Here is a 21,492-nt window from a genome sequence, read left to right as displayed (position 1 = left end):
ACCCGCGGTCTAGAAACCCAGCCGCCCGAGCATCTTGGGGTCGCGCTGCCACTCCTTGAGGACCTTGACGTGCAGGTCCAGGTAGACCTTGGTCCCCAGTAGCTGCTCGATACCCGCCCGGGCCCGGGTGCCCACCTCGCGCATGCGTGACCCGCCCTTACCCAGGACGATCGCCTTCTGGCTCTGCCGCTCCACGTAGACGGTGGCATGGACGTCCACCATGTCGTCACGCCCCTCGTGGGGCAGCACCTCCTCGATCGACACTGCGATCGAGTGGGGCAGTTCGTCCCGCACGCCCTCGAGGGCGGCCTCGCGGATGAGTTCGGACATCCGGGTCTCGTCCGACTCCTCGGTGATCACGTCGTCGGGGTAGAACCTCGGCCCCTCGGGGAGCAGTGAGGCGATGACGTCCGCCACCACGTCGACCTGCTCACCGGACGCGGCGGACACCGGGACGACCTCGGAGTCCGGCCCGAGGAGCGTGGAGACCGCGACCAACTGCTCCATGACCTTCTGCTTGGACACGGTGTCGATCTTGGTGACCAGGCCCAGGATCGGCGTGGTGGGACAGAGCTTGCGCACCTGCTCGAGGATCCAGCGGTCGCCGGGGCCGATCCGCTCCCCCGCGGGAATGCACAACCCGATCAGGTCGACATCGGAGTAGGTGTCCTCCACGAGGGCGTTCAACCGCTCGCCCAGCAGGGTGCGTGGACGGTGCAGGCCCGGGGTGTCGACCAGGATGATCTGGGCGTCGGGCCGGTGAACCAACCCGCGGATGGCGTGCCGGGTGGTCTGGGGCCGCGAGGAGGTGATGGCGATCTTCTCGCCCACCAGCGCGTTGGTGAGGGTGGATTTGCCGGTGTTCGGCCGGCCCACGAAGCTGACGAAACCGCTCCGGAAGCCCTCGGGCGTGGTCATCGGTTCTCCTCGTCGTCGTTCTCGTGTGTGCTGTCGGTGGCGAGGCCGACCCGTTCGGCCACCACGGTGACCACCCTGACCCGGCCGCGACGGTCGTGCCCGCCCTCGGCGCGCAGGTCGAGCCCCTCGGCGACCACGTGTGCCCCGGGCAGCGGGACGCGACCGAGTTCGAGGGCCATCAGTCCACCGATGGTCTCGACCTCCTCGGTCACCTCGTCCGGGAACTCCACGTCGAACAACTCGGCGACCTCGTCCAGACCGAGCCTGGACGACAGCCGGTACCTCCCGTCCTCCAACTCCTCGACGGGGGGCACCTCGGTGGTGTCGTACTCGTCCACGATCTCCCCGACGATCTCCTCGAGGATGTCCTCGATGGACACCAGCCCGGCGGTCCCGCCGTACTCGTCGACCAGGATCGCCAGATGGTTGTGGTCCCGCTGCATCTCCGACAGCAGGTCGTCGATCCGCTTGGCGTCCGGCACGAACACCGCAGGACGCATCACGTCGGCGACCGGGGCCGCGCGGCCGTCGGGGTCGTCGAGACGGGCCACGATATCGCGGAGATAGATCACGCCCACCACGTCGTCCGAGTTGTCGCCGTCCACCACGGGGATCCGGGAGTATCCGGACTTGACGGTCAGCCGGGCCGCCTGACCGACCGTCTTGTCCGACTCGATCCACACCATCTCGGTCCGCGGGGTCATGACCTCGCGCGCCGTGGTGTCCCCGAGTTCGAACACCGACTGGATCATGCGCGACTCGTCGTCGGCCACGACCCCGCGCTCACGGGCCATGTCCACGATCTCGAGGAGCTCGATCTCCGAGGCGAACGGGCCGTTGCGGAAGCCCCGGCCAGGGGTGACGGCGTTGCCGACACCCACCAGGAGGCTGGCGACGGGACCCAGGACCATCCCGAGCACCCTCATCGGGGTCGAGGCGCCCAGCGCCAGTGAGTAGGCGTGTTGGCGCCCCAGCGTGCGGGGACCGACACCGGCCACCACGTACGCCGCGATGGTCGTCACCGCGATCACCCCGACCAGTGCCCAGACCGTGGACTCGATGACCTCGGCGAACACGACGGTCAGGAGGACGACACCCGAGATCAGGCTCAACAGGTGCAGTAGTACGGCGACGTTGATGTAGCGCGGCCGGTCACGCAGCATCAGGGAGAGCCTCGCCGCCCCGTAGCGGGGCTCCTTGGCCATCTCCTCGACCCGGGCCACCGAGACCGTGCTCAGCGCGGCGTCGAGGGCGGCGAAGACCCCGGCTACCAGGATGAGCAGCACGGCCGCGCCGGCTGTGAGTATGGTCTGGTCCACGGGTCAGGCGTCCGCGCGCGGGGCGTCGTCCTGCGGGGTGTCCCGGTGGTCGTACCACTCGCCCAGCAGCTCGTTCTGCAGGCCGAACATCTCGCGCTCCTCGGCCGGCTCGGCATGGTCGTACCCCAGCAGGTGCAGGCACCCGTGGACGGTGAGCAGGGCGAGCTCGTGCGCGAGCGGATGGCCGGAGCTGGCGGCCTGGTCGGCGGCGAACGCCGGGCACAGGACGATGTCGCCGAGCATCGCCGGTCCGGGATCGGGGAGATCGGGGCGACCTCCCGGGGAGAGCTCGTCCATGGGGAAGCTCATGACGTCCGTGGGACCCGGCAGATTCATCCACGTCACGTGGAGATCCGCCATGGTGTCCTTGTCAACGAGGGTGATCGACAGTTCGGCGGCGGGGTGGACGTCCATCCTGGCGATCACGAACGCGGCCACGTCGATGAGTTCGGCCTCGTCGACCTCCACGCCCGACTCGTTGGCGACCTCGATGCTCATCGGCGGCGGTGCTCCCTGTTCCTGTGTACGGCGGTGGGTTCCTCGCCCCTCTCGAGGCGCTCCTCGTGCTTCGCATAGGCGTCGACGATCCGGGCGACCAGCGCGTGCCGCACGACGTCCGCGGACGTCAGCTCCGAGAAGTGGATGTCGGGGACCCCCTTGAGAATGTCGCGCACCACCTTGAGCCCGGATCGCTGCCCACCCGGGAGATCGATCTGGGTGATGTCCCCGGTCACCACGATCTTCGAGCCGAAGCCGAGGCGGGTCAGGAACATCTTCATCTGTTCGGGCGTGGTGTTCTGCGCCTCGTCGAGGATGATGAACGCGTCGTTGAGGGTGCGCCCGCGCATGTAGGCCAGGGGGGCGACCTCGATCACCCCGGCCGCCATGAGCTTGGGGATGGCCTCCGGGTCCATCATGTCGTGCAGCGAGTCGTACAGCGGCCGCAGGTACGGGTCGATCTTCTCGTGCAGGGTGCCGGGCAGGTAGCCGAGCCGCTCCCCTGCCTCGACCGCCGGGCGGGTGAGGATGATGCGGCTGACGTCCTTGGCCCGCAGCGCGGCGACCGCCTTGGCCATCGCGAGGTAGGTCTTGCCCGTTCCGGCGGGTCCGAGCCCGAACACCACCGTGTGGTCGTCGATCGCGTCGACGTACCGCTTCTGCCCCACCGTCTTGGGCCGGATCATCCCGCCGCGCCGGGACAGCACGTCCGTGCCCAGCACCTCCTCGGGGGTCAACGGCCCGGAGTCGGCGAGGATCTCGACCGAGCGTCGAACCGAGGCCGGGGTGATCTCCACCCCACGTCCGGCCTGCCGGAGCAGGTCCGAGACCACTCGTGAGGCCTGGTCGACGGCGCCGGGGTCGCCGGAGATGGTCATGGTGCCGCCCCGCACGTGCAGGTCGGCGTCGAGCAACTCCTCGAGCGCCCGGAGGTTGGCATCCGCGGCGCCGAGCACCGCCATTGCCAGGTCCGGATCGAGCTGGACCGCCGTGCGGGAGGGGGAGACGCCGGGGTCCCGGCGGTCATCACCCCGCGTGCGGGCGCCCGTGTCACTCACTGCGTCGTTCTCTGAAGTACCGACGTGGATCACTTCCTGGGTGGTGGTGCGGTCGGGTCGAGTGTAGTACCAGCGCGGGCCCATCTCCGTGTGAGAACTCCGAGGGCGCCGAGCGCCACCGCGGCGGCGCTGGAGGTGCGCAGCACCTCGGGACCCAGGACGACGGCGCGGGCCCCGACGTGGGTGAGTGAGTCGATCTCGGCGTCGGAGACGCCGCCCTCGGGCCCGACGACGAGGAGGATGCGCTCCACCGGACCCGCCGCGGTCACGGCGTCCGCGAAACCGGCGGCACCGTCCTCGTGCAACACCAGCGCGATCGCACCTGCTCGGACCTCCTCGGCCACGAGTGCCACGAGACCGGTGGAGTCGAGGGGGTCGCCGATCTCCGGCTCCCACTCACGCCGGGATTGCTTGGCGGCGGCACGGGCCGCGTTGGCCCACTTCGTCCGGCCCTTGTCGAGCTTGGGCCCCGCCCAGCGACTCACACACCGGTCCGCCTGCCACGGCACGATCCGGTCCGCCCCGGCCTCGGTGGCCAGTTCCACGGCGAGCTCTGAGCGATCGGACTTGGGGAGCGCCTGGACCACGGTCACCAGGGGCGTCGGACGCGCGACCACGGTCCGGGCCAGGACCTCGGCCTCGACCCGGCCGGGCCCCGACGTCAACACCGAACAGTCAGCCACCTGGCCGCGCCCGTCCCCGACCCGGAGGAGTTCCCCGGGCCGCACCCGCAGGGCCGAGCCGGCGTGCCGACCCTCGGCGCCGTCGAGGACGGCCGTCTCGCCGACGGCGGGAACCGCGTCGATCCGGAACAGGGGCGGGGTCACCGGCTCAGTGACCCGCGACCGCGTCGCGAAGACGCGAGAACAGGCCGCCACGGCGGGCGGTGTCCTCGTTGACGATCTCGGCCGAGTCGCCACCGAGCCGGCGGAGCTGCTCCACGAGGTCCCTTCGCTTGCGGTCGAGCTTGTCGGGGATCACGACCTCCATGTGCACCGTGAGGTCGCCGGCACCGCCGCCGCGGACCCGCGGCATCCCGCGGCCGGACAGGGTGACCGTGTGGCCGGGTTGGGTGCCGGCCGGGATGTCGATCTCGAGGTCGTCACCCACCACCGTCTCCAGATCCACCCTGCCTCCGAGGATGGCGTCCACGACCGGGACGCGGACCGTGCAGTGCAGGTCCTCGCCGTCCCGGACGAACACCGGGTGGGTGCGCTCGTTGACCTCGATGTAGAGGTCTCCGGCGGGACCACCGCCGGGGCCGACCTCACCCTGGCCGGACAGCCGGATCCGCATCCCGCCGCCGACCCCGGCCGGGATCTTGGCCGAGACGGTGCGGCGCTTGCGGACGCGGCCCTGGCCGGTGCAGTCACCACACGGATCGGTGATGATCTCGCCGGTGCCCGCACAGGTGGGGCACGGGCGGCTGGTCATGATGTTGCCCAACAGGGAGCGCTGGACCGACTGGATCTCACCCTGACCCTGACACATGCCGCACTTGGCGGGCGGCGCGTCGCTCGCCGACCCCTTGCCGTGGCAGGTCTCACAGAGGACGGCCGTGTCGACCTGGATCTCCTTGGTGACGCCGGTCGCGCACTCCGCCAGGGTCAGGTTCACGCGGATCAGCGCGTCCGAACCCGGCTGCACTCGGCTCCGGGGGCCGCGTCCGCCGCCGCCCCCGCCCCCACCGAAGAACGCCTCGAACACGTCGCCGAGACCGCCACCGGCGCCGAAACCGCCGCCACCGAATCCGCCGCCATACCCACCGCCGGGCGAGGAGTCGAGGGGATCGCCGCCCATGTCCACGACGCGGCGCTTCTCGGGGTCGGTGAGGACCTCGTACATCGCGGTGATCTCCGTGAACCGCTCACGCGCCTCGTCCGACGGGTTGACATCGGGGTGCAGCTCGCGGGCGAGCTTGCGGTAGGCGCGCTTGATCTCGGACTCCGAGGCACCCCGATCGACCCCGAGGGTCCCGTAGTAGTCGCGTGACACGTGTCGCCTTTCGTCAAATGAACTGAGTGGAAGTACTGGTCCCGGGTGAGGCTACGGGCGTCAGTGCCCGGACAGGATCTCGCCCACGTAGTGGGCAACAGCGGCAACCGAGGCGATTGTTCCCGGGTAGTCCATCCTCGTGGGCCCGAGCACCCCCATCCCGCCGAGCATCTGGCGCTCGGAACCGTACACGGAGGACACCACCGACGCCCCGCGGATCTCCGCCGCCCGGGTCTCCTCGCCGATCTGGACGGTGACCCCTCCGGGCCCTCCCATCCCCACGGACTGCGCCGCCGAGAGCAACCGGAGGATCACGACCTGCTCCTCCAGGGCCTCGAGGACCGACCGGAGGGACCCGTCGAAGTCGGCTGCGCTGCGGGTGAGGTTGGCGGTGCCGCCCAGGACGATGCGGTCGTCGGGCTGCTCCACCAGTGTCTCCACCAGCACCGTCACGCACCGTTCCGCGGCATCGCGGTGGTCCGGACGAGCGCGGTCCGGCGTGGCCGCCAGGGCCTCGGAGGCCTCGCTGAGTCGCTTGTCCGCGACCGCCTCCGAGAGGAGGGTCCGGAGTTCGGCCAGGTGATCATCCGTCAGCGGGGCCGCGAGCTCGACGGTCCGCTGGTCCACCCGGCCGGTGTCGGTGATCAGCACCAGCAACAGGCGGGTGGGGGCCAGGCTCACCACCTCGAGGTGGCGCACGGTGGAGCGGCCCAGGACCGGGTACTGGACCACGGCGACCTGACGGGTGAGCTGGGACAGTAGCCGCACGGCCCGCCGGAGGACGTCGTCCAGGTCGACGGCGCCCTCGAGGAACGCCTGGATGGCCTTCCGCTGCGCGCGCGAGAGGGGTGTGATCTCCTCGATCGAGTCCACGAAGTGGCGGTAGCCCTTCTCCGTGGGGATCCGCCCGGAACTGGTGTGGGGCTGGACGATGAAGCCCTCGGCCTCGAGTACGGCCATGTCGTTGCGGATCGTCGCGCTGGAGACCCCCAGGGAATGGCGGTCGACCAGCGTCTTGGAGCCGACCGGCTCGTGCGAGGCGATGTAGTCGGAGACGATCGCGCGCAAGACCTCGGTCCTACGATCGGCCGTGCTCGACATGGATCCCCCTCCTCGCGCCCTGAGTACTGACGATTCTAGGCCAGCGGCTCTACAGGAGGACGTCGCGCACGACACCGTCCGCGAGCAGCCTGCCCGACTCCGTCAACGCGTACCCGGGGCCGTCGGGCCCGTCGGAGGGCCGCCGCCGTAGCAGACCCGCCGACACCTGGAGGTCCGCACGCTCCCTCTCCTGCGCCGTGAACGCCCCGTCGGGGAGCCCCTCGGCCAGCCGGAGGCCGGTCATGATCCGCTCGAGGTGGCGGTCGGAGTCCTCCAGTCGTTCGCCGCCCTCGACCGGGAGGTCCCCGGCGTCGCACGCCGCGGCGTACCGCGCAGGGTGGCGCAGGTTCCACCACCGGGCACCGGCGACGTGGGAGTGCGCCCCGGGTCCGATCCCCCACCAGTCTCCACCGCGCCAGTACCCCATGTTGTGACGGCAGTAACCGGACTCGTCGGTCGCGAAGTTGGAGACCTCGTACCAGTGGAACCCCGAGCGCGACAGTCGCTCCGCCACCTGTTCGTAGCGGTCGGCCAGCACGTCGTCGACGGTCCCGGGCAGTTCTCCCCGACGGATCCTCCGGGCCAGGGCGGTCCCGTCCTCGACGATGAGCGAGTAGGCGGACACGTGGTCCACCCCTGCGTCGACCACGGCGTCGAGGGTGCGGGCGAGGTCGTCGTCGGTCTCCCCCGGCGTCCCGTAGATCACGTCCAGGTTGACGTGGTCGAACCCGGCTCGGGCGGCCTCGGAGACCGCCTCCTGCGGGCGACCGGGGGTGTGGGCGCGGTCCAGCACGCGCAGGACGTGCGCCGCCGTGGACTGCATCCCCAGCGAGATCCGCGTGAATCCGCCCTCGCGCAATCGTCCGAAGAACTCCGGGGAGGTGGATTCGGGATTGCTCTCCGTTGTCACCTCGGCTCCGGGCGCGAGCCCGAACGTCGACCGGATCCGATCAAGCATCCCCACCAGGACGTCCGCGCCCACCAGCGACGGGGTTCCGCCGCCGACGAAGACGGTGTCGACCGTCGGCGGGGTGCCCGCCCCGGCCAGCACCGACGCCGCCCGTTCGATCTCCAGTGCGGCCGCCCGTTCCCAGTCGGCGGGCGAGGTGGCGGACCCGAGTTCCCCGGCGGTGTACGTGTTGAAATCGCAGTAGCCACAGCGGGAAGCGCAGAACGGGACGTGGAGGTAGATCCCGAACGGCGTTCGCGGGTCGCGCGGCGGCGGGGAGAGGGCGAGACTAGCGGGATCGTGGGCCCCGGTCGTCACGCCTGACCGGTCACGCGGTCGCCCCCGGTCTCACCGCCCCCTGACTCGGAGGTCGCGGGCCCCTCGTCCGGAACGGTGGCGGCCGGGGCGCTGTAGGTGGGTGCGGCGGCGTCGGGCACCGTGGCGGTACCGCGCGCCGGCTCGGACGCGGAAGGGTTGTCTGGTCTTGGCACGGAGCCCACAGTGCCGGATGACGGGCTCGCGGTGCCGTCGACGGGGGTGACGGGCTTGGAACCCGTGGGCTTGTCGGACGTCTTCCGGGCCGAGGTCTTCCTAGCGGGGGCGGCCCCGGACGACGTCTTCTCACCGGCCGACTTCGCGGGAGGTGTGGTCCGGCCCGTGGTTTTCTCGGCGGTCGGCTTGGTCGCGGCGGACGTCTTCCTGGTGGCCGCCGATTTCTTGGTCGCCGTGGACTTCTTGGTCGCCGTCGACTTCTTGGCGGATGCGGTCTTGGTGGTGGCCGGGTTAGTCTCCGCCGCCGCCTTCTTCGCCGGAGCCTTCTTCGCCGGAGCCTTCTTCGCGGGGGCCTTCTTCGCGGGGGCCTTCTTCGCCGGAGCCTTCTCTGCGGGGCGCTGCCGGTCGGAGGCGTCCGTGGGGGCCCCGTCCTTGCTCCCCGACGACTGACGGCCCGCCTTCTTCAGCTCCTTCCGCAACTGCGCCAACTCGGCGGCGGACATCCGCTCCGCCGTGGGGGTCCCGCTCGCCTCACGCTCGGCCGCGGCGAGGACGAGCTCCTCCACGGCGTCTTCCACCGCCTCGGCCAGGGGCCAGGGGTCGGGAACGAGGTCCTTGCAGGCGATGAAACCGAAGTGCAGCTCACCGTCCAACGACATGACCGTGCAGTTCAGGCCCGCACCGTGGAACACCGGGCCCATCGGCAGCATCTTGGTCACCCTGGCCCCGAGGAAATACAGCGGGATGTTCGGCCCGGGCACGTTGGAGATCACGAGATTGTGGACCACCGGGTGGCGCTCCGAGAGCCTGAGCCGCGAGTACATCCGGACCGCCGAACCGAACACCGACGGTGCCGCGAACTGCGCCCAGTCGGTCAATAGGTTGGCATCGAGTGCATCGGTGTGGTCTTTGGCGACGGTGTTGGCGTCCCGGATCGACTCCAGACGCTCGACGGGATCGTCGATGTCCGTGGACAGCGACATGAACATGCCCGACACCCGGTTGGTGCCGGGGCGTGACTCCGCGGCGTGCACCGACATGGGGACCATCGCGATCAGCGGCTTCGACGGTAGTTCGTCCAGACCGTTGAGGTACTTCCGCAGGGCGGTGGAGCAGACGGCCAGCACGACGTCGTTGACGGTGGTGCCGAAAGCGTTCTTGATCCGCTTGACCTGGTCGAGGTCCACACTGGCGTAGGAGATGGACCGATGCCCGGTGATGGTGCGGTTGAACGGGGTCCTCGGCGCGGTGAACGGCGCCGGCATGGCGAGCCCCTTGCGTGCTCTGTTGATCCACGACGGCAGGACTCCCAGCGTCCCCGGCACCAGCGAGGCCAGGCGCCACGGGGTGGCCAGACGGGACAAGGCTCCACCGACGGCCAGTTCGAGAGCGCCGGATCCACCGGCGGTCTCCTCGACCAGTTCCTGGTCCAGTTCAGGGTCTTCCGGGGTGAGGGTGCACAACTGGGACACCATGTTGGCGCCGGTGACGCCGTCGACGGTCGAGTGGTGCATCTTGGCGAAGACGGCGAACCGGCCGTCGGGCAGTCCTTCGATGACGTACATCTGCCACAGGGGCATCGACCGGTCTATGGGTTGACTGGCCAGATGGCCGCACAACTCCGCGAGCTCCCGGTCCCCGCCCGGCTCGGGAAGGCCCACCCGGTGAAGATGGTGATCGACGTCGAAGTGCTCGTCCTCCACCCAGACCGGGTGATCGATGTTCAGCAGCGAGTCATGCAGCTTGCGCCGGAAGCTGGGCATCCCCTTGACGCGGCGGGCCAGCTCGGACCGCATGGCATCGAACGAGTACCCGCCCTCCGTCTCCGATCCGTCGAGAACGATCAACCCGCACACGTGCAGGAGTTGGGCCCTGGTCTCGAAGTAGAGGAAGCTGGCGTCAAGTCCACTCAGGCGCTGCATGGAGGGAGTGTACGTCCGGGCTCCGTCCCGCAGAGCAGGTTCCGCGGACGGCCTGTCCTCACCAGACGTCGAGGATGAGCCACGCGATCACGACGAGCGCGATCAGCAGGATCAGGGCGAGAGTCACACGCGACCGGGGCATCAGAGGACCTCCTTCCCCGTTTCGCGGTCCCCGGCGGCGACGAGCCCCCGGAACCGGTGCACGAGCACGTCCGCCACCCGCTCGACCACCACCGCGACCAGGAAGAACAGCGGGACTCCGGCAGCGAGCATGATGAACACCTGCAGGGGGAACGGCAGGGTGGCGAGCCAGAGCTCGACCCTGTCCCAGAACTCGAGGAAGGCCGTCACGGATCGATCCTACGACCGGCCGGCGGTCGCGACCTCGCGGCCACCCACCACCGAACTGTCCAGGCCCCGACGACGCAGCAGCGCGGAGGGACTCGGGTCCGACCCGCGCATCGCCCGGTAGGCGTCGAGGAAGTCGATCGCCCCGCCGCGGGACAGCACCTCGCGGCGCATCGCGTCCCCCGATGACCGCTGGAGTCCGCCACGTTCGGCGAACCACTCCGCGGCGTCCGCGTCGAGCACCTCGGCCCAGAAGTAGGAGTAATAGGCGGCCGAATACCCGCCGGCGAAGATGTGCTGGAAGTACCGCGACCGGTACCTGGGCTCGACGCCGGGGACGTCGAGTCCCGCCTCGGCCAGCACCCTGGCCTCGAACTCGTCGACGTCCGTGACCGCCTCGGCCTCCTCGAGGGTCAGCGAGTGCCAGGCCAGGTCGAGCAGGGCGGCCGCGAGGTACTCGACGGTGGCCTGCCCCTCACCGAAGCGTTCGGCCTCCCGCATGCGCCCGACGAGATCCTCGGCGATCGGCTCCCCCGTCTCCACGTGCCGGGCGTACCGGGCGAGCATCTCCGGCCGGCGCGCCCACATCTCGTTGACCTGCGAGGGGAACTCGACGAAGTCGCGGGGCACCGAGGTCCCGGAGAACACCGGGTACTCCACGTCCGACAGCAGGCCGTGGAGGGCGTGCCCGAACTCGTGGAACATCGTGGTGACCTCGTCCATGGTGAGCAGCGTCGGCTCACCTGCCGCGGGGCGGGACAGGTTCATGACGTTGACGACGACGGGACGCGAATCCAGGAGCCGGGACTGGTCGCGGAACGAACTCATCCAGGCCCCGCCCCGCTTGGTCGGACGGGCGTAGTAGTCGAGGAGCAGCAGACCGATCCCGGCGTCGGGCTGGTCCCGCTGGTCGTCGAAGACCTCGATCACCCGGACGTCGGGGAGGAAACCGCGCAGGTCCGTCCGCTCCGCGAAGCGCAGGCCGTAGAGCTCGGAGGCCGAGTGCATGACCGCGTCACGCAGCACCCGCTCGAGCTCGAAGTACGGCCGGACGCGTGCGTCATCCACCTGGAAGCGGTCGGCGCGAAGCCGCTCGGACTCCCAGGCCCAGTCGGCCGGGTTCAACTCGCGGTCCTCCCCGCCGAGCAGGTCCTTCGCCTCGTTGCGGGCATTGGTGACGGCGGCGTCGACCACGTCGAGAAGCAGACCTCGTGCCGCCTCCGGCGACCCGGCCGTCTCCACGGCGAGTACGTGCTCGGCGTGGGAGCCCAGTCCCAACAGGTGCGCGCGTTCGGCGCGGAGCCGGATGATCTCCAGGACGATCGGGGAGTTGTCGTGCTCCGGGGTCGAACCCCGTCGCAGCGAGGCCTCCATGACGCGCCGCCGCAGACCCTGGTGGTCCAGCCACGCGGAGATCGGTTGCACCGTGGGCAGTCCCAGCGGGATGAGCCAGCCCTCGCGTCCCGCCTCCCCTGCCGCGGCGGCGAGCGATGAGCGCATGGACGCGGGCAGCCCGGCCAGCTCGGCCTCATCGGTCACGGGGACGGCGAGCTCGGCGGTGGAGGCGAGCAGATTCTCCCCGAACGCCGTGGTCAGTTCGGCCAACCGTGTGTCGATCGCCGTCAGCCGCTCGCGGCCCGCCTCGTCGAGTCCCGCTCCCGCCCGGAGGAGGTCGCGGTGATGCCGACGGATCAGACGCTCGGTCTCGTCGTCCACCTCCAGCTCCCCCGCCTCCAGTGCCGAATGGACGGCGTCGACCCGCGCGTGGAGGCCCTGATCGGTCATGACGGCCGAGCCGTGGGCGGCCAGTATCGGTGAGACCACCCGGTCCACGTCGAGCCGGGCGGGGGTCGCATCCGGACCGAGGAGCCCGTAGAACACGGACAGGACCCGGTGGAGGGCCTGGCCCGACCGCTCTAGGGCGATGACCGTGTTGGCGACGGAAGGCGGCTCCGGGTTGGCCACGATCGCCGCGACCTCGGCCGCGTGGTCGTCGATCGCCGTCCGGATGGCCGGCTCCAGTTCCGCCTCGTCGATCGCCGCGAAGTCAGGCAGCCCGTACGGCAACGGCGACTCGTCGAGCAGCGGGTGGCGGCCGGGTTCGGAGCTCGGGAGGGTCATGCCGGCGAGTCTACGTCGGCTCCCCGGGACGCCTCACGTCCACTGGGCCACCGTGTCCCACGCCAGCTTGACCGCCAGGATGCCGATGACCACCAGGAACACCACCCTGATGAACTCGTTGCCGTGCCTCATCGCCATGCGCGCGCCGATGTACCCACCGGTGAGGTTGGCCACCGCCATGCAGCCGCCGATGATCCACAGCACCTCGCCGTGGATGCCGAACACCAGGATCGAGGCGATGTTGGTGGTGAGGTTGGCGAGCTTGGCCGCCACCGTCCCCTGCAGGAATCCGAAGCCCAGGAACGCGACGATCGCGATCACGAAGAACGACCCGGTCCCCGGCCCCAGGACCCCGTCGTAGAACCCGATCAGCAGGCCGATCAGCGCCGAACGCCAGATGCGCGCCCACCCGGTGTACCGGTTCTCGTGGGTGCGTCCCATGGTGGGCCGGAACCACGTGTAGGCGCCCACCACGATCACGGCCACCAGGACGACGGGCGTGAGCAGGTCCCTCGGGATGAACCTGGCGACCGATGACCCCGCGGCTGAGCCGGCGAACGCCGCGACCACCAGCGGGAGCACCATCCCGACCGGCACCCGGATCCGGCGCAGATAGGTCACGGAGGCGACCAGCGTCCCGGCGACCGAGGAGAGCTTGTTGGTCCCGAGGATCTCCGGGGTCGAGGCATCCGCGGGCAGCCCGAGGACCAGGGCCGGGAGTTGGATGAGTCCTCCCCCGCCGACCACCGAGTCGACCCAACCGGCGACGAACGCGGCCAGCACGAGCGCGGCCAGGACCCACACGGAGACCCCCACGGCCGGGGACGCGGCCAGACCCGCGAATGACTGAGGCATACCGAGTACTGTGCTGTAATCGGTTTGTGTATATCAACCCTTACGGGGCCGATCCGGTGACCCTCGCCGCCGACCTGGCGAACCGCCGCCCCCGCAGCACCCGCGAACTGGTGGACCGCTGCCGCGAATCGGGGGTGACCATCGACCGGGGGGCGTCCGACGCGGACCTCGCGGAGGTACTGACGTTCCTCGACCACTGGCTCGTCGTCGTCGACACCACCGACCCCCGCGTGCGGGCCGACGCCCTCAACGTGCTGCTCGCCGACCACTCCGCGCCGCCGCGACTGACCGACCACGACGGCCACTGGCACGTCCACTACCGCGCGGACGACGTCTCGTTCGCCCGATTGCTCACCGCCATGTTCTCCGTGGGCACCGCACTCCACCTGACCTCACGCGGCATCGACCGGCTGTCCCGGTGTGCGGCCGACGACTGCGCGGACGTCTTCGCCGACACCACCCGCAACGGACGCAAACGGTACTGCTCGACCCGCTGCACCAACCGGTCCGCCGTGCGGCGGCACAGAGCGAGGGCCTGGGCGTGAGCCCGGGCGGACCCGACGGCCGCTACTTCTTGTCCGCGCTCGAGTCCGCGGACAGCGCGGCCACGAAGGCCTCCTGGGGGACGTCCACGCGGCCGATCGACTTCATGCGCTTCTTGCCCTCCTTCTGCTTCTCGAGCAGCTTGCGCTTGCGGCTGATGTCGCCGCCGTAGCACTTGGACAACACGTCCTTGCGGATGGCCCGGATGTTCTCGCGGGAGATGATCTTCGCGCCGATCGCCGCCTGGATGGGCACCTCGTACTGCTGACGCGGGATGAGTTCCTTGAGCTTGCCCGTCATCTTGTTGCCGTAGGCCTGCGCGTAGTCCCGGTGCACGATCGCGGAGAACGCGTCCACGGCCTCCCCCTGCAGCAGGATGTCGACCTTGACCAGATCGGACGCCTGCTCGCCGGCCTCCTCGTAGTCCATCGACGCGTACCCCTTGGTGCGGGACTTGAGCGAGTCGAAGAAGTCGAAGATGATCTCGCCCATCGGCATGACGTAGCGCAGCTCAACGCGGGTCTCGGACAGGTAGTCCATGCCCTTCATCTCTCCGCGCTTGGACTGGCACAGTTCCATGACGGTGCCCACGAACTCGCTGGGCACGATGATCGTGCACTTGACGATCGGCTCGAAGATCTCGCGGTGCTTGCCCTCGGGCCAGTACGACGGGTTGGTGACCTGGTGCTCGCTTCCGTCCTCGGCGACCACGCGGTACACCACGTTCGGCGCGGTGGAGATCAGGGCGAGGTTGAACTCCCGCTCCAACCGGTCCCGGGTGATCTCCATGTGCAGCAGACCCAGGAATCCGCAGCGGAAGCCGAAGCCGAGCGCGACCGAGGTCTCCGGCTCGTAGTCGAGCGACGCGTCGTTGAGCTGCAGCTTGTCCAGGGCGTCGCGCAGGACCGGATAGTCGGACCCGTCGATCGGGTAGAGCCCGGAGAACACCATGGGGTTGGGTTCCTTGTAACCCGCAAGAGGCTCCTCCGCCCCGCCGCGGGCGCTGGTGATCGTGTCACCGACCTTGGACTGACGGACGTCCTTGACCCCGGTGATGAGGTACCCGACCTCGCCCGGGCCCAGCCCCTTGGTCACCTTGGGTTCCGGCGAGATGATCCCGACCTCGAGCGCCTCGTGCGTCGACCCCGTCGACATCATCTTGACCTTCTCGCGCGGATTCAGGGTGCCGTCGAACACCCGGACGTAGGTGACCACGCCGCGGTAGGTGTCGTAGACCGAGTCGAAGATCATCGCCCGGGCCGGGGCGTCCGGGTCGCCCACCGGCGCGGGGATCACGTCGCACACCTTGTCCAGCAGTTCCTCGACGCCCACGCCCGTCTTGCCGGACACCCGCAGGACGTCCTCCGGCTCGCACCCCACGATGTGGGAGATCTCCTCGGCGAACCGGTCCGGGTCCGCCGCCGGGAGGTCGATCTTGTTGAGCACCGGGATGATCTCGAGGTCGTTCTCCATGGCCAGGTACAGGTTGGCCAGCGTCTGCGCCTCGATGCCCTGCGCGGCGTCGACCAGGAGGATCGCCCCCTCGCACGCCTCGAGAGCCCGGGAGACCTCGTAGGTGAAGTCCACGTGGCCCGGGGTGTCGATCATGTGCAGCACGATCTCCTCCCCCTCGTGGGCCCCGGAGCGCGGCACCCACGGCAGGCGGACGTTCTGCGCCTTGATGGTGATGCCGCGTTCGCGCTCGATGTCCATGCGGTCGAGGTACTGGGCCCGCATGAGCCGCTCCTCGACCACACCGGTGATCTGCAGCATGCGGTCGGCCAGCGTCGACTTGCCGTGGTCGATGTGCGCGATGATGCAGAAGTTCCTGATCCTGGCCGGATCGGTGAACGTCGTCTCTGCGAAGTTGGGAATCTCGATCACTCCTGGAGGCGGGCCCGGGCGTGGCGGGGTGCGGTCCGACCGGGCGATGACCCCATTGTCACACGTGCGGACTCCGGATACGCATCACGTACCGTCCCGTGGGGATCGCGTCGACCGTGCCGTCGTCGAGGAACCGGGCCGTCGAGGCGGTCATGGCCTTGATGTTGTCGCTCATCCTCGCATCGCTGCCCCGGGAGTCGAAGAACACCCCGAGGTCCCGGGCCGCCTCGATCGGGAACACCTCCTCGACGATCCCCGCGATCTCCGGCGCGCCCTCGGTCAGTGCGCGGACCACCACGTGCTGTGTGTAGGCGGTGGTGGACTGCGTCTCGATCGCCACCGGCGTGTGCTCCTCGAGCCAGACGCGCAGCCACTCGTCGCGATCCAGCCGCCCGGGGCGACGCAGGAAGGCGAGGTTGGCCATCCCGGGACACCTCCCGTCCTCCCCCGGCTCCGGCACGCGGAGCGGCTCCGATCCGGTCACCGACCACGCGGAGACCGGTCCCAGCCCGCGAAGGGCGTCGAGGACGCCGGCGCACGCGGTGCCCGAGGCCACCGGCACCCGCGAACGGACCGCCGCGAGCACGGGCCTCGGTGTCACCTGCACGTCGATCATCGCGCCGGCCACCGCGTCGTCACGGACGTTCACCACGTACTCGGTCACCCCGAGGTCGGCGAGCGGACCGTCCACCGCGCGGGCGATCTCCGACCGCAACCCGGAGGCCCCGGGCACCGCACGTTCCGGGTCGTCCGACCACACCACCGCGAAGAGCATGTCCATGGGTCGGGATCCTAGATGCCGTTACCCTGGCGGACATGGCGATCGACTGGGCCCGGATGGGTCGCACCGCGGCTCGGATGAGCCGCAAGTACGGACCGACGGTGGCCCTCGAGGTGCGTCGGCGACTCGAGGATCGAGGGATCTCCTCCGCCGCGCCGCGTGAGGCCGTCGGGGCGGGGCGGCCCACCACGTCGGGGACCGTGCCGACGTCGAGTCGCGCGCGGACGCTCTCCTACACGCCCGACCTCGACGGACGGGCCGATCCGGGCGAGATCGTCTGGACGTGGGTGGAATTCGAGGAGGCCGACGGTCGCGGGAAGGACCGTCCGGTCCTGGTGGTGGGCCGCGACGGCGATCGACTGCTCGGCCTCATGCTCTCCTCTCAGGACAGGCGGGACGACGACGAGGGGTGGCTCGGGCTCGGCACCGGCCCGTGGGACGCGGAGGGCCGACCGAGCTGGGTCCGCCTGGACCGCGTGCTCGACGTTCCCGAACTGGGTATTCGGCGTGAGGGCGCCGTCTGCTCCCGGGCGACGTTCGAACGGGTCGCGGATCGGTTGCGCTCGGACTACGGCTGGCGCTGACACCCGTGGCGGCGAGCACCGACACCGGTGGCGGCGGGCGCTGACGCGGATGGCGGCGAGCGTCCGGATCGGGGCCCCGGCGGGCGCGCGCCCGCTCGTCGCGCGTTTTGGCCGGTGACGCCGCCGCTGGTAAAGTGGGTCGTCGGTGTCCACCGGATCGCGCTACGCGTGTTCGAGCGGACTAGAGACATGACATCAGATCGACCGGATCCCCCGCGGAGCCGTCGACACACGACCGAAGGTGTGACCAGTGGCAAACATCAAGTCCCAGAAGAAGCGGAACCTCACCAACGAGCGCAACCGTCTCCGCAACCAGTCGATCAAGTCGTCTCTGCGTTCGGCGATCCGCAGCCTGCGTGAGGCCACCGAGGCCGGCGATAAGGCCAAGGCCGGTGCCCTTCTCGTCGCGACCTCGCGTCAGCTCGACAAGGCCGCCACCAAGGGTGTCATCCACCAGAACCAGGCCGCCAACAAGAAGTCGTCGCTCGCCAAGGCCGTCAACGCGCTCTGAGGCGACCCGCTCCTCTCACCGGGGAGCACAGCCCCGCGGTGTGTGCTGCCGCGATGAGGCTCCGAGGGCCCACCCCGCACCGGTCGAGTGCGCGTGGTGGGCCCTCGTCGCGTTCTAGGCGGCGCCCGCCAGTGACCCCACCTCCCGCACCGCCCGCTCGAGCGCATACGAGGTGTCCTCCGCCTGCCCCTTGACCTCGCCGTTGAGGCGGGCCACCACCTGCAGGGCGCTGCCGAGGGTGTCGATGGACCAGTACCGGGTCTGCGCGGTGACCTTCTTGACCTTCCATGGAGGCAGGCCCTGCCGCGCCAGTTCAGCCGGCGGGGTGCCCCGTTGGGTGCCCACCATGGCGATCGAGTTCACGGCGTCCGCGAGGGCGTCCGCCAACACGACGTGTGGGACCCCCGTGTGCATGGCCCATTCGAGGGCCTCGATCGCGCCGGCCACATCCCCTGTGACCGCGCGCTCGGCCACGGTGAAGCCGCTGACCCCCACGACCCCGGAGTGATAGCGGCGCACCGCTTCGACGTCGACCTTCCCCCCGGTGTCGGCCACCAGCTGGCCACACGCGGACGCCAGCTGCCGAAGGTCCGTGCCCACCGCCTCCACCAGGGCCTCACACGCCTCGGGGGCGACCCGGACGTCGAGGCCCCGGAACTCCGAGCGCACGAATCCCACCACGTCCATGTGGCGGGAGAGCTTGCCGGCCGCGTGCTCCTGCGCACCGGCCTTACGCAGGTCCGGCACGAGCGTCTTGGCCCGACCCCCGCCCGTGTGCTGGACCACCAGGACCGTCTGGTCCGGCAGGTCGACGGCGGCCCCCATCACCGCCGCCTGGGCGTCCTTGCCCAGTTCCGCGGCACCGGTGATCACCACGATCCGGGCCTCCCCGAACAGCGACGGTGAGAGCAGTTCGAAAAGCTGGGGGGCGCCGACCTCCGGCCCACCCAGGCGGGAGACGACGGGCGGATCCTCCCCCGGGGGTGCCGCTGCCCGCACGGCCGCCACTACGCCGGCGGTGGCGCGCTCGGTGAGGAACTCGTCCTCGCCCAGGACGAGATGCAGCGGGCCGGGTGCAGAGCCGGGTGTCATGGGCGCTCCTCGTCGTCGTATCCACTCGACATCGTGCCACGTCACGCCGACAGGAACGCGCCGCCGACCCTCAGCTCCGGCGCTCGGCGTCCTCCTGCACCATCCGCTCCCTCGTGTCCCCGTGGACCGCGGTGCCGGCCGCGACCGGCTCGTGGATGGCACCTGCGGTGTCGGGCACGCCCGCGCCGTTGCTGATCTCGGACTCGGAGAGCTTCCCCGACAACCGCTCGGTGAGTTCGCGGAACAGACGGTGCGATGCGTGGGCGGCGCGGCCCTTGGGGCCGACCGGCTGTTCCCGGCCCGGGTTCGTGCAGGCGTCGACGATGGCGTCCACGATCAGGTCGGGATCGTCCATCGCCGTCATCCGCGGGGCGTGGCCGGTGTAGTTGCCCACGTGGTCCCACCACGGGGTATCGGCCGCCCAGGGCAGGATCGTGCCGACCTCGATCGCATCCGAGAGTCCGGCCAGGCGCAACTCCTCGTTGAGAGACCGGCCGAGACTCGTGATCCCCGCCTTCACGGCGGAGTACGTGGACTGGTAGGCCAGCGGCACCTCACCGGCGACTGAACTCACGTTGATCAGCACTCCCCGACCTCGGGAGGTGAAGCACCGCAGCGCCACGTGGGCGCCGTAGATCATGCCCTTGAGGTCCACGTCGACGAGTCGGGCGTGGTCGGCGAGAGGCACCTCCCAGAACAGGCCCATCACACCGACCGCGGCGTTGTTGATCCACACGTCGATGGGGCCGAACCGTTCCTCGGCGGCAGCCGCCAGGTGTTCGACGGCCTCAGGATCGCTGACGTCCGTGGGCACGGCCAGCGCGGAACCGCCGGCCGCCCTGATCTCCTCGACCACCTTCCCGAGAACGTCACCGCGGCGAGCGGCCAGGACGACCCGGGCGCCCTTTGCCCCGAGCGCCACCGCTGTCCCGCGCCCGAAGCCGCTCGAGGCGCCTGTGATGACAATGGTCTTTCCCCTCAGGTCATCGTTTCCGCTCATACCATCTCCTCGCCATGATCGTGGGGCAGTACCGTGCGGGCCATCTTGCGCGCCACATGCGTGGGGCGCATCCGGTGCCACCCGCATGCGGTTGCGCGCGCGGGACCCCGATCGGTGGCCGGGATCACCCGGGCGCGACGTCGGGCGATCCCGGCAGCGTCACGGTGACGTCCGCGACCGTCTCGAGCCACCACAGCGCCGGGGCGCACGCCCGCGCCAGCAGGACGGCCCCGTCCTCCCACACCGGCCCGAGAGCCGCGGCGGCGGTCCCGAGCACCGTCACCAGCGGCACCACCGGGGCCACCGCGATGTTGGCGGGCAGCGCCCACGGGCCCGTCTCCAACCCGGTGGCCACCAGTACCGGGAGGGTGGCCAGGTGCGCCACCACGCAGACCGCCAGCACGTCCGCGACGGTGGCCGGCATCCACGGCCGACGCAGACGCACGGCCACTGGTCTGGCGAACAGCACGAGCGCGGCGGTCGCGGTGACCGACAGGATGAAGCCGGCCCCGGTCGCGGTGGCGGGGTCGAGCATCGCCACCAGCAGCACCACGCCGGCCAGAGCAGCAAGAGGGCGGCCGGTCCGGCGGGAGCTGAGGGCGGCCAGTCCGATGGCCCCGGTCCCGGCCGCCCGCAGCACCGCGGGTTCCGGGCCCACCACCGCGACGAAGCCTGCGAGCGCCACTCCCGCGGCGACGATTCGGGCGCGCCTTCCGGCCCCCAGTGCGGCGGCGGCCAGCAGGACAGCCCCCACCACGTAGGTGGTGTTGGCCCCGGACACCGCCGCGAGATGCGCGAGGCCCGACGCCCGGAACGCATCGCGGGTCTCGGTGGAGACACCGCCCTCGTCACCGAGGACGAAGGACGGGAGCAATCCCGCCGCCTCCCCTTCGAGGGCCCGGCCCGAGACCACCCGCAACCGCTCGCGCATCGCGGCCGGGGCACGGCCAGCCGATCCCGGGTCGCCCGTCACCCGCGGAGGTGTCAGGGCGCGCAGGCCGGGCTGGTCTCCGGCCGAGCGCGGTTCGAGCACCGCGACCGAGGCCCGCACCCTCGTCCCGGGCGGCAGACCCCGCCACCCCTCGGGGGCCAGGACCACCACGTCGAGTTCGGCCGCGCGCGCCGAGTCGCCGGAACCGGTGATCTCCACCCGGAACGGGACCATCACTCCACCACTGCGGACCGGGCGGTCGAACCCTGTCACGACGCCCTCGACCCCGGTGCGGGTGTCCACGAGAGCGGCCAACGGATGCGCGGCGAGGGCGTGCGATCGCGCCGCCTGGACCCCGGCGCCGACCGCCCCGAGCGCGCACGCCATCGCGAGCACCCCCAGGGCCGTGTGGTCCATCCGGTCGGCGGACCCGACGGCCACAGACCAGGCCGCCGCGAGCACCGCCGCGGCGAGCAGAACGACCGCGAGCGCGGAGGCCGCCGCCGGCCGCATCCCCACGGTGGCCGCGGTCGTGACGAAGAGCGCGAGCGTCGGCACGACCAACCGGAGGTCACGAGTGGCGGGTGCCC

General features: G+C 70.5%; 19 protein-coding genes and 1 pseudogene. 3 read left to right on the top strand and 17 right to left on the bottom strand.

What is annotated here, in order from left to right; translation table 11 throughout:
• Positions 1–9 precede the first annotated feature (9 nt).
• From era to ABIE38_RS02250, 12 genes and pseudogenes are all read right to left on the bottom strand, one after another.
• Positions 10–918, bottom strand: coding sequence for a GTPase Era (gene era, locus ABIE38_RS02305; RefSeq protein WP_354053825.1), 909 nt, complete (start codon positions 916–918; stop codon positions 10–12).
• Positions 915–2,237, bottom strand: coding sequence for a hemolysin family protein (locus ABIE38_RS02300; RefSeq protein ID WP_354053824.1), 1,323 nt, complete (start codon positions 2,235–2,237; stop codon positions 915–917). The genes era and ABIE38_RS02300 overlap by 4 nt, the downstream gene beginning before the upstream one ends.
• A gap of 3 nt (positions 2,238–2,240) precedes the next feature.
• Positions 2,241–2,735, bottom strand: a complete 495-nt coding sequence (gene ybeY, locus ABIE38_RS02295; protein ID WP_354053823.1) for an rRNA maturation RNase YbeY — start codon at positions 2,733–2,735, stop codon at positions 2,241–2,243.
• A complete protein-coding gene (locus ABIE38_RS02290) occupies positions 2,732–3,793 on the bottom strand; it encodes a PhoH family protein (protein WP_354053822.1) in 1,062 nt (353 codons plus the stop codon). Before ABIE38_RS02290 ends, ybeY begins: the two co-directional genes overlap by 4 nt.
• A gap of 29 nt (positions 3,794–3,822) precedes the next feature.
• On the bottom strand, positions 3,823–4,620 hold the full coding sequence (locus tag ABIE38_RS02285) for a 16S rRNA (uracil(1498)-N(3))-methyltransferase (RefSeq protein WP_354053821.1): 798 nt from the start codon (positions 4,618–4,620) through the stop codon (positions 3,823–3,825).
• A gap of 4 nt (positions 4,621–4,624) precedes the next feature.
• Positions 4,625–5,788 (bottom strand): molecular chaperone DnaJ, encoded by a 1,164-nt coding sequence (gene dnaJ, locus ABIE38_RS02280; protein WP_354053820.1) that lies wholly within the window; start codon positions 5,786–5,788, stop codon positions 4,625–4,627.
• Positions 5,789–5,848: 60 nt separating this feature from the next.
• Positions 5,849–6,889 carry a heat-inducible transcriptional repressor HrcA gene (gene hrcA / locus ABIE38_RS02275; RefSeq protein ID WP_354053819.1) on the bottom strand — a complete coding sequence of 347 codons (1,041 nt, stop codon included), beginning with the start codon at positions 6,887–6,889 and terminating at the stop codon, positions 5,849–5,851.
• 49 nt (positions 6,890–6,938) lie between these two features.
• Complete coding sequence (hemW, locus tag ABIE38_RS02270; protein WP_354053818.1) at positions 6,939–8,156, bottom strand: radical SAM family heme chaperone HemW; 1,218 nt, start codon at positions 8,154–8,156, stop codon at positions 6,939–6,941.
• 707 nt (positions 8,157–8,863) lie between these two features.
• A pseudogene (locus ABIE38_RS02265) lies at positions 8,864–10,252 on the bottom strand (WS/DGAT/MGAT family O-acyltransferase); the annotation flags it as partial.
• 141 nt (positions 10,253–10,393) lie between these two features.
• Positions 10,394–10,603: a hypothetical protein gene (locus ABIE38_RS02260; protein ID WP_354053817.1), complete on the bottom strand. Its 210-nt coding sequence runs from the start codon at positions 10,601–10,603 to the stop codon at positions 10,394–10,396.
• A 9-nt stretch (positions 10,604–10,612) separates the two neighbouring features.
• Complete coding sequence (locus tag ABIE38_RS02255; RefSeq protein WP_354053816.1) at positions 10,613–12,721, bottom strand: M3 family metallopeptidase; 2,109 nt, start codon at positions 12,719–12,721, stop codon at positions 10,613–10,615.
• A gap of 33 nt (positions 12,722–12,754) precedes the next feature.
• A complete protein-coding gene (locus tag ABIE38_RS02250) occupies positions 12,755–13,576 on the bottom strand; it encodes a TSUP family transporter (protein ID WP_354053815.1) in 822 nt (273 codons plus the stop codon).
• A gap of 26 nt (positions 13,577–13,602) precedes the next feature.
• On the opposite strand from ABIE38_RS02250, the gene ABIE38_RS02245 reads away from it, so the two are divergent.
• A complete protein-coding gene (locus ABIE38_RS02245) occupies positions 13,603–14,121 on the top strand; it encodes a CGNR zinc finger domain-containing protein (RefSeq protein WP_354053814.1) in 519 nt (172 codons plus the stop codon).
• A gap of 22 nt (positions 14,122–14,143) precedes the next feature.
• On the opposite strand, the gene lepA is transcribed toward ABIE38_RS02245, so the two are convergent.
• Together lepA and ABIE38_RS02235 are read right to left on the bottom strand one after the other, a co-directional pair.
• Positions 14,144–16,003 carry a translation elongation factor 4 gene (gene lepA, locus ABIE38_RS02240; RefSeq protein ID WP_354053813.1) on the bottom strand — a complete coding sequence of 620 codons (1,860 nt, stop codon included), beginning with the start codon at positions 16,001–16,003 and terminating at the stop codon, positions 14,144–14,146.
• Between the two features lie 58 nt (positions 16,004–16,061).
• Complete coding sequence (locus tag ABIE38_RS02235; protein ID WP_354053812.1) at positions 16,062–16,784, bottom strand: hypothetical protein; 723 nt, start codon at positions 16,782–16,784, stop codon at positions 16,062–16,064.
• 35 nt (positions 16,785–16,819) lie between these two features.
• Here ABIE38_RS02235 and ABIE38_RS02230 point away from each other — a divergent pair, with 35 nt between their 5' ends.
• Together ABIE38_RS02230 and rpsT are read left to right on the top strand one after the other, a co-directional pair.
• Positions 16,820–17,368, top strand: coding sequence for a type II toxin-antitoxin system PemK/MazF family toxin (locus tag ABIE38_RS02230; protein ID WP_354053811.1), 549 nt, complete (start codon positions 16,820–16,822; stop codon positions 17,366–17,368).
• A gap of 250 nt (positions 17,369–17,618) precedes the next feature.
• Positions 17,619–17,879 (top strand): 30S ribosomal protein S20, encoded by a 261-nt coding sequence (rpsT, locus tag ABIE38_RS02225; protein ID WP_179524952.1) that lies wholly within the window; start codon positions 17,619–17,621, stop codon positions 17,877–17,879.
• Positions 17,880–17,993: 114 nt separating this feature from the next.
• Here rpsT and holA read toward each other — a convergent pair whose 3' ends face one another.
• The 3 genes from holA to ABIE38_RS02210 form a co-directional block, all read right to left on the bottom strand.
• On the bottom strand, positions 17,994–18,971 hold the full coding sequence (gene holA, locus ABIE38_RS02220) for a DNA polymerase III subunit delta (RefSeq protein WP_354053810.1): 978 nt from the start codon (positions 18,969–18,971) through the stop codon (positions 17,994–17,996).
• A 70-nt stretch (positions 18,972–19,041) separates the two neighbouring features.
• On the bottom strand, positions 19,042–19,971 hold the full coding sequence (locus tag ABIE38_RS02215) for an SDR family NAD(P)-dependent oxidoreductase (protein WP_354053809.1): 930 nt from the start codon (positions 19,969–19,971) through the stop codon (positions 19,042–19,044).
• A gap of 124 nt (positions 19,972–20,095) precedes the next feature.
• Positions 20,096–21,460 carry a ComEC/Rec2 family competence protein gene (locus ABIE38_RS02210; RefSeq protein ID WP_354053808.1) on the bottom strand — a complete coding sequence of 455 codons (1,365 nt, stop codon included), beginning with the start codon at positions 21,458–21,460 and terminating at the stop codon, positions 20,096–20,098.
• Positions 21,461–21,492 lie beyond the last annotated feature (32 nt).

This window comes from Dietzia sp. 2505 (assembly GCF_040546785.1).
In the GTDB taxonomy this organism is placed as follows: Bacteria; Actinomycetota; Actinomycetes; order Mycobacteriales; family Mycobacteriaceae; genus Dietzia.
The sequence above is the reverse complement of the archived record's forward strand: the minus strand, read 5'-3'. Positions and strand labels throughout refer to the sequence as shown.

Bases quoted from the DNA above. Each gene is read 5' to 3' on its own strand.
- ABIE38_RS02215 (WP_354053809.1), bottom strand. From the start codon at position 19,971: ATGAGCGGAAACGATGACCTGAGGGGAAAGACCATTGTCATCACAGGC.
- era (WP_354053825.1), bottom strand. From the start codon at position 918: ATGACCACGCCCGAGGGCTTCCGGAGCGGTTTCGTCAGCTTCGTGGGC.
- ABIE38_RS02250 (WP_354053815.1), bottom strand. From the start codon at position 13,576: ATGCCTCAGTCATTCGCGGGTCTGGCCGCGTCCCCGGCCGTGGGGGTC.
- ybeY (WP_354053823.1), bottom strand. From the start codon at position 2,735: ATGAGCATCGAGGTCGCCAACGAGTCGGGCGTGGAGGTCGACGAGGCC.
- ABIE38_RS02235 (WP_354053812.1), bottom strand. From the start codon at position 16,784: ATGGACATGCTCTTCGCGGTGGTGTGGTCGGACGACCCGGAACGTGCG.
- ABIE38_RS02230 (WP_354053811.1), top strand. From the start codon at position 16,820: ATGGCGATCGACTGGGCCCGGATGGGTCGCACCGCGGCTCGGATGAGC.
- hrcA (WP_354053819.1), bottom strand. From the start codon at position 6,889: ATGTCGAGCACGGCCGATCGTAGGACCGAGGTCTTGCGCGCGATCGTC.
- ABIE38_RS02255 (WP_354053816.1), bottom strand. From the start codon at position 12,721: ATGACCCTCCCGAGCTCCGAACCCGGCCGCCACCCGCTGCTCGACGAG.
- holA (WP_354053810.1), bottom strand. From the start codon at position 18,971: ATGACACCCGGCTCTGCACCCGGCCCGCTGCATCTCGTCCTGGGCGAG.